General features: G+C 65.9%; 10 protein-coding genes. 2 read left to right on the top strand and 8 right to left on the bottom strand.

What is annotated here, in order from left to right; genetic code table 11:
• Positions 1-145 precede the first annotated feature (145 nt).
• The 5 genes from ACFFJK_RS12925 to ACFFJK_RS12905 all read right to left on the bottom strand — a co-directional run bounded on the left by ACFFJK_RS12925 (position 146) and on the right by ACFFJK_RS12905 (position 6,321).
• Positions 146-1,159, bottom strand: a complete 1,014-nt coding sequence (locus ACFFJK_RS12925; protein ID WP_379679615.1) for a porin — start codon at positions 1,157-1,159, stop codon at positions 146-148.
• Between the two features lie 127 nt (positions 1,160-1,286).
• The gene (locus ACFFJK_RS12920) at positions 1,287-2,447 is read right to left on the bottom strand and encodes a PAS domain-containing sensor histidine kinase (protein WP_379679613.1); all 1,161 of its coding nucleotides are present in this window, start codon (positions 2,445-2,447) and stop codon (positions 1,287-1,289) included.
• 207 nt (positions 2,448-2,654) lie between these two features.
• Complete coding sequence (locus ACFFJK_RS12915; protein ID WP_379679611.1) at positions 2,655-4,094, bottom strand: cytochrome P450; 1,440 nt, start codon at positions 4,092-4,094, stop codon at positions 2,655-2,657.
• Between the two features lie 112 nt (positions 4,095-4,206).
• Positions 4,207-4,968, bottom strand: coding sequence for a LytR/AlgR family response regulator transcription factor (locus ACFFJK_RS12910; RefSeq protein WP_379679609.1), 762 nt, complete (start codon positions 4,966-4,968; stop codon positions 4,207-4,209).
• An 84-nt stretch (positions 4,969-5,052) separates the two neighbouring features.
• Entirely contained in the window at positions 5,053-6,321 is a 1,269-nt protein-coding gene (locus ACFFJK_RS12905) for a sensor histidine kinase (protein WP_379679608.1), read from the bottom strand.
• A 325-nt stretch (positions 6,322-6,646) separates the two neighbouring features.
• Between ACFFJK_RS12905 and ACFFJK_RS12900 the strand changes: the two genes are divergently transcribed.
• Entirely contained in the window at positions 6,647-7,585 is a 939-nt protein-coding gene (locus ACFFJK_RS12900; RefSeq protein WP_379679607.1) for an exopolyphosphatase, read from the top strand.
• A 10-nt stretch (positions 7,586-7,595) separates the two neighbouring features.
• On the opposite strand, the gene ACFFJK_RS12895 is transcribed toward ACFFJK_RS12900, so the two are convergent.
• From ACFFJK_RS12895 to ACFFJK_RS12885, 3 genes are all read right to left on the bottom strand, one after another.
• Complete coding sequence (locus tag ACFFJK_RS12895; RefSeq protein ID WP_379679606.1) at positions 7,596-9,974, bottom strand: sensor domain-containing protein; 2,379 nt, start codon at positions 9,972-9,974, stop codon at positions 7,596-7,598.
• 129 nt (positions 9,975-10,103) lie between these two features.
• Positions 10,104-11,384: a nitronate monooxygenase gene (locus ACFFJK_RS12890; RefSeq protein WP_379679605.1), complete on the bottom strand. Its 1,281-nt coding sequence runs from the start codon at positions 11,382-11,384 to the stop codon at positions 10,104-10,106.
• Between the two features lie 153 nt (positions 11,385-11,537).
• On the bottom strand, positions 11,538-12,023 hold the full coding sequence (locus tag ACFFJK_RS12885; protein WP_379679603.1) for a YajQ family cyclic di-GMP-binding protein: 486 nt from the start codon (positions 12,021-12,023) through the stop codon (positions 11,538-11,540).
• Positions 12,024-12,170: 147 nt separating this feature from the next.
• Here ACFFJK_RS12885 and murB point away from each other — a divergent pair, with 147 nt between their 5' ends.
• A complete protein-coding gene (murB, locus tag ACFFJK_RS12880) occupies positions 12,171-13,199 on the top strand; it encodes a UDP-N-acetylmuramate dehydrogenase (RefSeq protein WP_379679676.1) in 1,029 nt (342 codons plus the stop codon).
• Positions 13,200-13,205: the final 6 nt, after the last annotated feature.

Here is a 13,205-nt window from a genome sequence, read left to right as displayed (position 1 = left end):
GAAATATCCATGCAGCCGCGAACACGCCTGTATGGTGAACTTAACGGGACAAGGCCGGGACGGGACAGGAAGGGCGAGGAGGCGATGCCGGCGCAAACCGGCATCGGATGGTCCCGCGGAGACGGGACCGGTAGGGATGCAGCGCTTAGAACGAGTGGCGCACGCCCAGGGTGAACACCGACGGATCGGCGCCCAGCGCGGTCGCCGGCGGGGTGACCGCGGTCGACGACGAGCTGATGCCGAACACGCCGCGGCCGTTGTTGCGCAGCTGGGCGTAGGTGGTGTAGATGTTGGTGCGCTTCGACAGCGCGTAGGTGTAGGCCAGCGACACGGTATTGCCTTTGGCGCCGGTCTCGAGCTTCTGCTGCTGGAAGTTCACGAAGAACTTGCTCGGGCCGGCGGCATACGAGGCGCCGATGTTGGCGTTCTTGTACTCGTTGTTGGGGCCGGTCTGGTCGGCGACCAGGTAGTTACCCTTGATCTCGAAGGCACCGAAGGTGTAGCCCGCGCCGAAGCCGTATTCCTTGTCGTCGCCGATCGCCAGGCGCTCGATGTTGTGGTAGCCGGCACCCAGGTACAGGCCGCCGTTCTTGTATTCCACCGACACGCCCATCAGGTCGCCCGACGGTTCGACAGTACGCTCGCCGGCCGAGTAGGCGGCGTTGACGGTGAAGCCGGCGGCGGCGTTGCTCTTGTAGTTGACCGAGTTGGCCAGGCGGCGGGTCAGGCGATTGGTGCCGAAGGCAGACAGGTTGCTGCCGAACATGCCTTGGCCCATGATGTCGGAGGCGGCGCCGACCGCAGCGATCGGGCTGTATTCGCGACCGACGGTCAGGGTGCCGAAATCGCCCTGCAGGCCGACCACGGCGCGGCGGCCGAACAGCGAGGAATCGGCGGCGCCGGTGTCGAGGGCGACGCCGGCTTCGATGTTGAACATCGCCTTCAGGCCGTTGCCGAGGTCTTCGGTGCCACGGAAGCCGAGGCGGCTGCTCGACTGGTTACCCGAGTTGACCACGGTACGGCGCTTTTCACCCGGTGCGTCGGTGTCTTCCAGGGCAATCGCTGCGTCCATCACGCCATACACGGTGACGTTGGTCTGGGCGTGGGCGAACAGCGGCAGGGTCGACAGCAGCGCAGCTGCCAGGTACTTGTACTTCATGCAGATCTCCGGTTGGTTTGGACAGGATGTCGAGTTCACGAATGACTCAGATCGACCGGGATATTAACTAGAGAATATTTCCTCTTAGTGACATCCTGATACGTAGCATCCTGTCATGCCGGACGGGTCAACCGGAGGGGGCGTCGGGGCGGGCGTGGCCGTCGAGGGGAAGGGCGATGTCGATGCGGGTGCCGGACGGCTCGTCGGCGCTGATGGCGATCTGGCCGTGCAGGGCCCAGACCCGTTCGCGCATGCCGACCAGGCCGAGCGATTCGACCTTTTCCATGTCTTCGGCGCGGATCCCGCGGCCGTTGTCGCGGATGGTTACCAGGAGTTCGCCGTCGATGCGGTCGAGGTTGAGCACGACTTCGGTGGCCTCGGCATGGCGGGCGATGTTGGTCAGCGCTTCCTGCACGATGCGGAAGATGGCGGTGCTGGTGGCATCGTCGAGGCGCAGCCCGGCCTCGTCGGCGAACAGCAGGCAGGCGATGCCGTGGCGCTCCTCGAACTCGGCGCGCAGGCCCTGCAGGGCAAAATACAGGCCGCCCTCGTCGAGCGCGCGCGGGCGCAGGTTGGTGGCGATGCGGCGCAACGAGGCGATGGCGGTGAGCAGGTTCGCTTCCATGCCTTCGATCAAGGGGCGGCTCGGCTCGGGCAGCTGGTTGTTCTGCTGGAGCAGGGTCAGGTCCATGCGCAGCGAGGCCAGCAGCTGGCCGAGGTCGTCGTGCAGCTCGCGCGCGATGTGGGTGCGCTCTTCCTCGCGGATGGTCTGCAGCGCAGACGACAGCTGGCGCAGCTGGTCGTGTGAGCGCGCCAGCTTCTGCTGGACGAGGTGGCGCTCGGAGACGTCGCGCAGGATCACGTTGCAGACCCGGCGGCCATTCTGCTCGACCACGGAGATCGAGCCTTCGATCGGGAACAGGTGGCCGTTGGCGCGGATGCCGGTGACGGCATAGTCGGTGGCGCGGCGCCCGGCGCGCCCGCCGCCGGCCGGGAAGTAGTCGAGCGGGGTGCGGGCATTGCGCACCGGCGCCTGGATGTAGCGCGCGAGGGTGCTGCCCTGCATCGCCGCAACGCTGGTGGCGAACATGTGGGCTGCAGCCGGGTTGGCGAACAGGATGACGGCGTTCTCGCCGATGGAGAGGATGGCATCGCTGGCGCTGTGAACGATGCGGCGGCCGTCGATGCGGCGGTTGTCGCTGTCGCGGCCGGCGCGCCGCAGCGCGCGCGCGCGACGCAGCGCAGCCGCGGCCTGGCCGGCGCAATAGCCGCCCAGAAAACCGAACACAAGAGCCGCCGTGTCCGCTTTGTGACGGCGGTAGCGTCGCTGTGGTGTCATGCGGGAAAGCTGCCAAGGAGAAGGCCGCGCAGGGCCGGGAGCTCTACATTACGTGGCGCGACCGGAGAGGGGCTTGACACCCCACAAGGACGCCCGGCTGGCGTGGGTCCCGTCCGCATCACGCGGCCGCGGCCCTGCGCGGCTGCAGCGGCGCCGCTACTTACCGAGCGCGAAGCGCAATGCGTAGTTGTCCAGCGTTCCCGGCAAGCGGGCCGGATCGAGCAGCTGCCCGGACGCGAGCCGCAGCGAACGTCCGTCGAGCAGGGAGGCCAGCATGGCGCTGGTCAGCATCAGCACCAGGTTGCGGCCGGGACAGGTCACTGGGCCGTCGCTGAAGGGAATCAGCGGCCAGTCCTGCTCGCCCTGTTCCTGCAGCCACAGTTCCGGCGTGAAACGGTCCGCGTACGGCAGGCGCCGGTCGTCGCGATGGAAGAAGGGTGCATGGATCAGCACGCCGGTTCCAGGAGGCATCGTGCCGTTCTCCCAGAATGTGGCAGCGGTGCTCTGGCGCAGCACCATCGGAGTGGTCGGCCACAGGCGCAGCGCTTCCAGTACGGTCGCCCGCAGGAAGGGCAGCGCATCGCGCCGCGGATGGGCGGCGATTTCCTCGTGAGCGCGCTGCAACTGGTCCGGGTGGCTGGCCAGCAGCGCCAACGCGCGGAAACTGGCCATGACGGCCGCGTCGAAGGCAAAGAGCCATTGCGGCACCTGCTGGCGCGGTTCGGTGTCGGCCTTGCGCGGGATCTGGGCCATGAAGCCCGCCAGGCTGCCTGGCTCGGCGCGGTCGAGATACATCTGGATACGTGCGAGGAAACGTTCACGCTTTGCGCGCATCCTGGGGTGGAAACCGGCCCAGTTTGCGGCCCCGCGCAGGCGCACGACCAGCTCCTGAATTTCGTGGTCGTCGCGCGCGCCATTGCCCAGCACGACACGCCTGATCAGGCGGTACCAGCGATCGGAGTACGTATTCCAGTCCAGTTCGCCCTGTACCGCGCCGGGTCGCTCTGCGCCGGTCAGCATGCGCGCTGCTTCCTCTTCGACGATCGGCAGGAAGCTTCCGGCCAGCCGGTGCGCAGGGTTGGCGGTATCGAGCACTGCTTCATTGAAGCGGCGGCGCTCGGCGCGCTCGGCCCCTTCCGACACCAGTACCCCTTTCGGTTCGAAATGCGACAAGGCTGCGCGCTTTTCGGTGCTGGCGGCGGTGAAAGGGGCGGGCGACTCGTCCAGCACCCGACGGACGTGTTCCGGGGCCAGGACCACGGCCTGCTTGCGAATCGGCAGCGGCAGCATCAGCGGACCACGTCCGTATTTGTCGCGCAGTTTCTGCATGCGCCGCACCGCGCGGCCGTCCAGGTCCAGTCGCTCCGCCGCGGCCACGACCGGCGAGCGGCGGATGATCACGCCCTGGGCTACCAGAGGGGCAAAGACCTCCATGCCGAAGGCCAGTGTGTCGAGCAGGCTGGCGCGCGGCAGGCCGGTGTCGGTCGTGCCGGAGGCGCTTGCCCGGGCGATGGATCTGCCGGCGGCCAGGCCGGCGCCGAAGGCGCCGAGCACGCCGGCGACCAGGAGGAAGCTGTCATTGCGTCTGTTGCTCATGAGTAGTCCTGTCCAGTTTGCTGTGGCGTGACTTTAGGTCAACTGGCAGGCACGTCGCGCACGGTCGCCGGTGCGGCGGCAGGAAAGGCCGTTGCGCGGCAACGGCGCCGTTCTACATCTGCTTGAACAGGTGCAGGAAACTGCGGCTGACCTCGAGCTTCTCCGGCCGGCCCTTGACCAGCACCAGATGCCGCCCGCGGATGTCGCGCGTCACGCCTTCGATGGCGTTGACGTTGACCAATGTGGCGCGGTGGATCTGCCAGAACAGCGCAGGGTCGAGTTCCTCGGCCAGGTCGCGCACCGGCTTGCGGATCAGGGCCTCGAACGTGGCCGTCTGCACGCAGGTGTATTTTTCGTCCGAACGGAAGAACAGGATGTCCTCGACCGGGATCATGCGCAGGTCCTGGCCGATGCTGGCCTGGATCCACTGCAGGTGCTTCGGTTTCGGCGCCGCGATCTTCTCGGCCAGCTGCGACAGCATCGCCTGCACGCTGTCGTTGACCTTCTCGTTCGGGCGCTCCAGGCGCCCCTTGAGGCGGTCCACGGTCAGCTTCAGGCGCTCCGGCTCGGTCGGCTTGAGCACGTAGTCGATCGCGCCGCGCTCGAAGGCTTCCACCGCATACTGGTCGTAGGCCGTGACGAACACGATCTGGCTGCGCTCGCCAATGTCGCGCGCCGCTTCCATGCCGGTCTTGCCCGGCATGCGGATGTCGAGGAAGGTCAGGTCGGGCCTGAGCTGCTCGACCAGTTCCACCGCTTCTTCGCCGTTCTTCGCTTCGCCCAGGATCTGCAGCTCCGGCCAGGCCTCGGACAGGCGCAGGCGCAGCTGGTCACGCATCAGTCTTTCATCGTCGGCAATGATTGCGGTAGGCATGGTGGTCCTGGTAGCAAAGTTAAGGGTGACAATTATTTAATTATTCAATGAAACGGCGCGGCAGGCAAGATGTCCGGCGGCGGCCTATTTCGACAGCTGGTAGGGCACCTCGATCATCGCGATCACGCCGCTCGGGCTGTTGGCCGCGATGTGCAGCTGGCCGGCATCGCCGTGCAGCAGCTTGAGGCGGTCGCGGATCGTCTGCAGCCCCAGGCCCGTGCCGTCGCTCGGCATCACGCCGAAGCCCACGCCGTCGTCGGTGACGGTCACGCGCAGCTTGCTGTCGACGACCTCGGCGGTGATCTTCAGGGTGCCGCCTTCCGGCTTGCACTCCAGGCCGTGCTTGATCGCGTTCTCGACCATCGACTGCAGCATCATCGGCGGGAAGGCCGCGCTGCGCAGGCCGTCGGGCACCTGCATGATCACGGTCAGGCGCTCTTCCATGCGCATCTTGAGCAGGTCCAGGTAGGCCGTCACCATGTCCACTTCGCGCCCCAGGCCGGTCACGACGGCGTTGTCGCGCATCTGCGGCAGCACCGCGCGCAGGTACTGGATCAGGCTGCGCTGCATGGCCGAGGCGCGCGGCGGGTCGACCTGGATCAGGTGCTCCACGGAAGCCAGGGTGTTGAACAGGAAGTGCGGCTCGACCTGCGCCTGCATCATCTGCATCTTCGTTTCCGACAGCTGGCGCTGCATGGCCTCGCGCTCGGCGGCGGCGTTCGCCACCTGGGATTCGGCTTCGGCGCGCTTCTTTCCGCCGACCAGGGCCTTGGTACCGAACAGGGCCAGCACGAACAGGATCACGAAGTTCATGAACCAGGTCGAAGCCTGCTTGTGGTAGCGCGACACTTTCTGCTCGGCGGCGTCCTCCACTGCCGCTTCGATGGCGTTCGACAGTTCCTCGCCGATCTGCGGCGGCAGCTCGATGTGGACCGACTCGCCGTTGGCGCCCATCGTGGTCGAGGCGGACGGGGAGCCAGGGGCGGGCGGCGCCGCAGGTGCATCCGGGGCTTCCGGGGCGTCGGATGCATCGGGCGGCGCCGGTGGCAGCGGGGGCGCCGTGCCGTTCCTGGGCCGGTTGCGCGGGTTGAAATGGATCCCGCTCTCGTCGATGAGGATCGCCGCGTCGCTGCGCCGGCCGGCTTCGCGTTCGGCGCGTGCGATCTCTTCGCTGGCCGGACCGGAGAACAGTTCTTCCTGCAAGATGGCGCCGGCGGTCAGGGTCAGGATCGCGAACAGGAAGAACTTCCACCACGAGAGCTGGGTGACCCAGGTCGCCACGGCGTCGAAGCCGCGGTAGAGCCACGACAGGACGCTCGAGAAATAGTGCTGGTTGGTGTGCCTGGCTTGCATGGTGTGCTGATCGGTGTCGTGTCGCTATGTGGAATGGGTGCAATCGGCGAGTGTACCCTCGGCCGCTTGCGCGTGCCGGAAAAACAACATTGTCGGCATCCTGGACTGTTGGGATGATGCAACTTTACCCGCAGCGGGTCCGTAGGGCCAGCCTCGTGCGACAGCCTGCACAAACCGCGGCATGGACTGCACCGGGTCCCGCCAGAATGCGCCAACGCAAAGGCTGTAATTTGGAAACATTGCAAGGTATGATCTTTGGACTCCGGCCATGCAGGTCCCCAGGCCGGCACCTGTCCGACAATCCGCTTCTTGAAAGGATGTGCCGATGTCAGCCGTTCACGACAAATACCGACTCGTAACCCGCAGCGACTTCGATGGCCTGGTGTGCGCGGTGCTGCTCAAGCACCTCGACCTGATCGACGACATCCTGTTCGTGCACCCGAAGGACATGCAGGACGGGAAGGTCGCGATCACCGCACGCGACATCACGACCAATTTGCCGTACGTGCCCGCGGCGCACCTCGCGTTCGACCACCACCTGTCGGAAACGATCCGCAACACCGGCCGGCGCGACAACCACGTCATCCAGCCGGAGGCACCGTCGGCGGCGCGCGTCGTCTACAACCACTACGGCGGGGCGCAGACCTTTCCGGCTGCCTGGAACGACATGATGGCGGCGGTGGACAAGGGCGACTCGGCCCGCTTCTCGCGCGAAGAGGTGCTGTTCCCGCAGGGATGGAACCTGCTGAACTTCCTGATGGACGCGCGTACGGGCCTGGGCCGCTTCCACGACTTCCGCATCTCGAACTACCAGCTCATGATGGCCCTGATCGACTATTGCGCCCAGCACACCATCGAGCAGATCATGGAGCTGCCCGACGTGCGCGAGCGTACCGAGCTGTACTTCGAGCACAGCGAGCGCTGCAAGGAGCAGATCCGGCGCTGCGCCCGGGTCCACGGGAACCTCGTGGTGCTCGACCTGCGCCATGAAGAGGTGATCTTTGCCGGCAACCGCTTCATCATCTACGCGCTGTTCCCCGAAACGAACATTTCAATTCATGTGCTGTGGGGGGTGAAGCAGCAAAACACCGTGTTTGCAACTGGCAAGTCGATCCTGAACCGGACCTCGAACACCAATATCGGCGCCCTCATGCTGGAATACGGCGGAGGCGGCCACGAGAATGCCGGCACCTGCCAGGTGGACAACGCCCTGGCCGAGGACGTGCTCGGCGCTCTCATCAACCGCATCAACAAGGACGGCTGAACGCAAGCACCTACGCCTGCCGGCGCTGGTCGAGCATCTCGCGCACCGCGTCGGGCTGCAAGGGTTCGCTGAACCATTGGCCCTGCAGCTGGTCGCAACCGTGCGAGGTAAGGAAGGCCACCTGCGCCTCGGTCTCGACCGCTTCGCCGACCACGGCCAGGTCGAGGTTGTGGCCGATATCGATCAGGGTCTTGGCCAGCAGGCTGCCGCGGCCGCTGCTGCCATCGGCTGCGATGTCGCGCACCGCGGCCTTGGACAGCTTGACCTGGCGCACCGACAACTGCTGCAGGAAGGCAAGGTCGGAAATGCCCTTGCCGAATTCATCGATCGACAGCGCCACGCCGACTTCGGCCAACTGGGCCGACAGGTCGCGCCCGAGGCCCGGGTTGCGGATCAGGTCGGCCTCCGGGATCTCGATCTCGAGCGCGCCGGGCGGCAGGCCGTAGCGCTGCATGCGCACCGCCAGGCCGGCAATGAAGCCGTGCTGGCTGTACTCGCGGTGCGAGACGTTCACCGAGACGGGCAGGCTGCTGTAGCCGAGCTGGCGCAACTGCTGCAGGAAGGCACAGGCCTGGTCCAGCACCCAGTTGCCGATCTCGACCATCTGGCCGGTCTCCTCGGCCTCGGCCAGGAAGGCGGCCGGCAGCATGACGCCGTGCTCGGGATGGCGCCAGCGCAGCAGCGCCTCGAAGCCGCGCACCTTCCCGCTGCGCGCGTCCATGCGCGGCTGGAACAGCAGGAACAATTCGTCGTGGTCGAGCGCGGCCCGGATGCTGTTGGCGAGCGCGGCGCGTCGTTCGTTGGCCGAGCGCATCTCCGGCGAAAAGAAATGCACGCCGCCGCCGTTGCCCTTGGCATGGTACATGGCCATGTCGGCCGCCCGCACCAGTTCGGCCGAGGTCTTGCCGTCGGCCGGGAAGATCGCCACGCCGAGGCTGGCGCCGATCGGAATCTCGTTGCCGCCGAAGGCCACCGGCATCGTCAGCGACCGCCGCAGCCGTTCGACCATGCGCAGCGTGAAGCGCAGCGAAGGCTGGTCCACCAGCACCAGCACGAACTCGTCGCCCGACATGCGCGCCACCGTGTCGCTCTCGCGCACCGCCGACTGCAGGCGCCGCGCCACCACCTTCAGCACCACGTCGCCGGCCTCGTGGCCGAAGGTGTCGTTGATGGTCTTGAAGTTGTCCAGGTCGATCAGCACGGTGGCCACCATCGACTTGTGGCGCAGCGCCAGGTGCACGGCATGGTCGAGCCTGTCCCACAGCAGGGTGCGGTTGGCCAGGCCGGTGAGGGGATCGTGGTTGATCTCGTGCTCGAGGTGGTCGGTACGCTGCTTGGTGGCGGTGACATCCTGCAGGATGCCGATGAAATGCGTGACCTCGCCGTACTCGTCGCGCACCGGCGTGATGCTCAGGTCGTTCCAGAACAGTTCGCCGTTCTTGCGCTGGTTGCGGAACACCACGTTGACCGCGCGCCGCTCGGCGATTGCCAGCCGCACCTGGCTGCGTTCGTGGGTGTCGAAATTGGGCGCGGCCATGAAACGCGGATCGCGTCCGATCGCTTCGGCGGCCGGATAGCCGGCGATGCGTTCGAAGGCCGGGTTCACGTACTCGATGATGTTGTCGCGCCCGGCGCAACGGGTGATCACGATGCCGTTGCTGGCCGCGTGCAGCGCGCGTTCGCTCAGGAGTAATTGGCGTTCCTTCTCGCGCCGTTTGGCGATGCTGATGCCCATGCCGAACAGGTACTGGTCGCCGTCGCAGGCCACGCGCGCGCCGCCCACGAGGATCGGCGTCTCGCGCCCGCTGCGCGAGACATAATGCATCTCCATCGAGACCTCGGCCCCTTGCTCGAACACGCGGCGGAAGTTTTCCATCGCCAGCGGGCGTTCGCGCGGCTCGAACATGTCCATCACGTGGGCCGCGGCGAGCTCGTCCGGCGTGAGTTCGGTCATGCGTTCGAGGTTATGGTTCCAGAGGACGAAGCGGCCCTCGCGGTTGATCGCGTAGAAGGTGCCGGGCAGCAGGTCGACGACTTCCGCCAGCGGGGTGTTGCCGACGCGCTCGGGTTCGCTGGTGGAATCGGCCGGCGAGACGCTCACGGTGGCGCTCCATCCGTGAGGCTCGCCACGCGCGTCGTACTGGCGGATCAGGAGCAGGGTGGCCTTGCCTTCGCGTCCGCCCGCGAAGCGCATGCGGACCCGGGCGCCGCCCGACGACGCCAGCGCGGGCCAATGCGCGTCACCCGCCAGCAGCGCGTCGAGATGGCGTCCCGGCGCCTGTTCCGGCGTCCAGCCGAACATGGTCGAGCACGCGGGGTTCCAGGTGACAACGTTGCCCTCGTCATCGGTCAGGAAAGTAACCTGCGTAGATGCTTCGATCAGGGACATGCTGGCATCCTTCGGGAAAAATGCTCGCCGAATGCCAGATTACACGCGTTCCGATATGCGCGGCGCATAAAGGACAAAGCCACGGCGAACCGTGGCTTTGAAGATATGGAACAGCAAACGCAGGCTGTGTCAGGCGGCGGCGCTCGGGGATGCCACTTCCTGTTTCGGCGGCAGCGCGATTTCGTTGTTCACGCTGAACTGGTAGTCCTCGAACACGTGCTGGGCCGACAGTATCTGGTAGCTGCCGTCCGCCAGGCGGTGCGTGGTGTCCTTCAGGCGGTAGGTGAAGTGGCCGCAGGTCCAGCAGTTGAAGTTGCGCATGTGGGTGCACAGGCAGGTCTTGTCGAACACCGAGATGTTCTTGCCGTCCGGGCTGGCCTGCACCTCGCGGTTGTACGAGTTGATGTAGGCGCAGTTGCCGGTCGCATCGAGCAGGTAGCCGTAGGATTCGCAGCCCGGCCGGATGCCGGAGCCGATTGCCGGCGTGCTCTTGAGCATGCGCATGGGATAGCCGGTCGGCGAGACGCCGTTGACGATGATGTCTTCCTCGCTGGCGCGGAAGTACTCCTGCTTGACGTGCTCCGGCATGCCGCACTCGTGGGTGACGGTGAAGCGGGTCGCCACCTGCACGCCGCCGGCGCCTTTTTCCAGGAAGCCGACCGCGTCCGAGCCGGTGAAGATGCCGCCGGCGGCGATCACCGGGATGTCGAGCTGCTGCTCGCGCATGTAGGCATGGATCTCGTCCATGATGGTGTGCAGGTCGTACTGCTGCCAGTCGTCGATGCCGAAGCCGAGGTGGCCGCCGGCCAGCGGGCCTTCGACGATGATGTAGTCGGGCAGGCGGTTCAGGCGCGACACTTTTTTCAGGAACAGCTGCAGCGCGCGCACCGAGGACACGATGATGCCCAGCTTGGTGTCGCGGAAGCGCGGGTGGTCCTTGATCAGCTCGAAGGAACCCAGGTGCAGGCCGGCCGACATGGTGATGCCGTCGATGCCGGCGTCCATCGCCGCCGACAGGCGGGTGCGCAGGGTTTCCTTGGGCGCGTTCATGGTCAGCTTTTCCATGCAGTTCACGAAGATCAGGCCGTCGCCCTTCTTCGCTTCCATGGTCGAGCCGACGTGCAGGCGGGTTGCCTCGGCCAGGCGGTCGAGGTCGAACTGCACCACCGCCTTGTTCATGTTGTTGATGTTGAACTTGTAGAGCTTGGTCTTGTCCTTGACGAAGGTGGTGTCGAACTTGCGGTCCGACACGTCCTGCACCATCGCATCCGAGATGTGGCCGATGCCGCCGAGACGGGCGGCCTCGAGGGCCAGCTCCGAGGTCGAGATGTCCACGCCCATCCCGCCGATCATGATGGGCACATATTCCTTGTTGCCCAGACGCAGGCGGAAATCATCAACACGTTTCATTGCAATCCTTAGACTACCGTAGTTCCCTACGCGTACATATGCAGCAGGCCGCGCAGCGCGCGGCCGTCATTTTACCCCAACGCGGGGCGGGTTCACGCGGCGTTTGCCGTTGGAGCAGCGGCCGGCGGCCGCGTGCGGGTCGATTCGCGGCGGTCAGTCGCGGAAGTTGTTAAAAGCCAGCGGCAGGTCCTGGATGTCCTTGCGCAGCAGGGCCATGGCGGCCTGCAGGTCGTCGCGCTTGGCGCCGGTGACGCGCACCGATTCGCCCTGGATGCTGGCCTGGACCTTCATCTTGCTTTCCTTGATGGCCTTGGTGATCTTCTTGGCGTCCTCGGTCTCGATGCCGTTGCGCACCTTGATGACCTGCTTGACCTTGTCGCCCCCGATCTTCTCGACCTTGCCTTCGTCGAGGAAGCGCACATCGACCTTGCGCTTGGCCATCTTGTTGATCAGGACGTCCTTGACCTGGCCGAGCTGGAAGTCGGAGTCGGCGAACAGGGTGAGTTCACGCTCCTTTTGCTCGACATTGGCCGAGCTGCCCTTGAAGTCGAAGCGGGTGGTGATTTCCTTGTTCGATTGTTCGACAGCATTCTTCACTTCGACCATGTCTGCTTCGCAGACGACATCAAACGATGGCATGGCGGCTTTCCTTTTTCTTGATGATGCTAACTAGATGAATCCCTCTATTTTACCGGACAACGCCTCCCTCAGGCCACCGGATTTACCTGCACGGCAACAGACCGGGCCGGGCTTGCCACTATAATGGCCAAAAAACACCCTGACGCCATGCACGCCGACCTGCCCATCTCCCACGATTTTTCCCTTGCTTCCCTGAACACCTTCCGCATCCCGGCGCGGGCCCGGCATTACCTGCGGGTGACCGGGGCGGCGCAGCTCGACGCCGTCCGGCGCGACCCGCTACTTGCCGGTTTGCCGCGCCTGGTGCTGGGCGGCGGCAGCAACATGCTGTTTACGCGCGACTTCGACGGCATCGTGCTGCACATGGCGGGTCTGGGCAAGGAAGTGCTGGGAGAGCGGGACGGCCGGGTGCTGGTGCGGGCGCAGGCAGGCGAGAACTGGCATGGTTTCGTGCAGTGGACGCTGGCGCAGGGCCTGGGCGGCCTGGAGAACCTGTCCCTGATTCCGGGCACCGTGGGCGCGGCCCCGATCCAGAACGTGGGCGCGTACGGCACCGAAACGAAGGATGTGTTCCATTCGCTCACCGCCTACGACATGGCCAGCGGCGAGGTGCGCACGCTCGACGCGGCAGCCTGCCGCTTCGGCTACCGCGACAGCATCTTCAAGCATGCGCAAGGGCGCGAACTGGTGGTGCTGGACGTGACTTTCGCCCTGCCGGTGGCCTGGCAGCCCAACCTGCGCTATGCCGAACTGGCGAAGGCGGTCGAGGAGGCCGGCCTGGCTCAGCCCACGCCGCAGGAGATCGGGCGCATCGTCGAAGCCATCCGGCGCCGCAAGCTGCCCGACCCGCTCGACATCGGCAATGCGGGCAGCTTCTTCAAGAATCCCGTCATACCGGGCGAACACTGCACACGCCTGCTGGCCGAATTCCCGAACCTGGTGCACCATACGCAGCCGGACGGCAGCGAGAAGCTCGCCGCCGGCTGGCTGATCGACCAGTGCGGCTGGAAGGGACGGGCGCTGGGCGCGGCCGGCGTGTACCCGAAGCAGGCGCTGGTGCTGGTCAACCTGGGCGGGGCGCTTGGCGCGGACGTGGTGCGCCTGGCGCGCGCGATCCAGGCCGACGTGAAGGCGCGCTATGGGGTCGAACTGGAGCCGGAACCGGTATTCATCTAGTCGAAG

Source organism: Massilia consociata, assembly GCF_042432755.1.
GTDB lineage: Bacteria > Pseudomonadota > Gammaproteobacteria > Burkholderiales > Burkholderiaceae_D > Telluria > Telluria consociata.
This window is presented reverse-complemented; position numbering and strand designations above follow the sequence as displayed.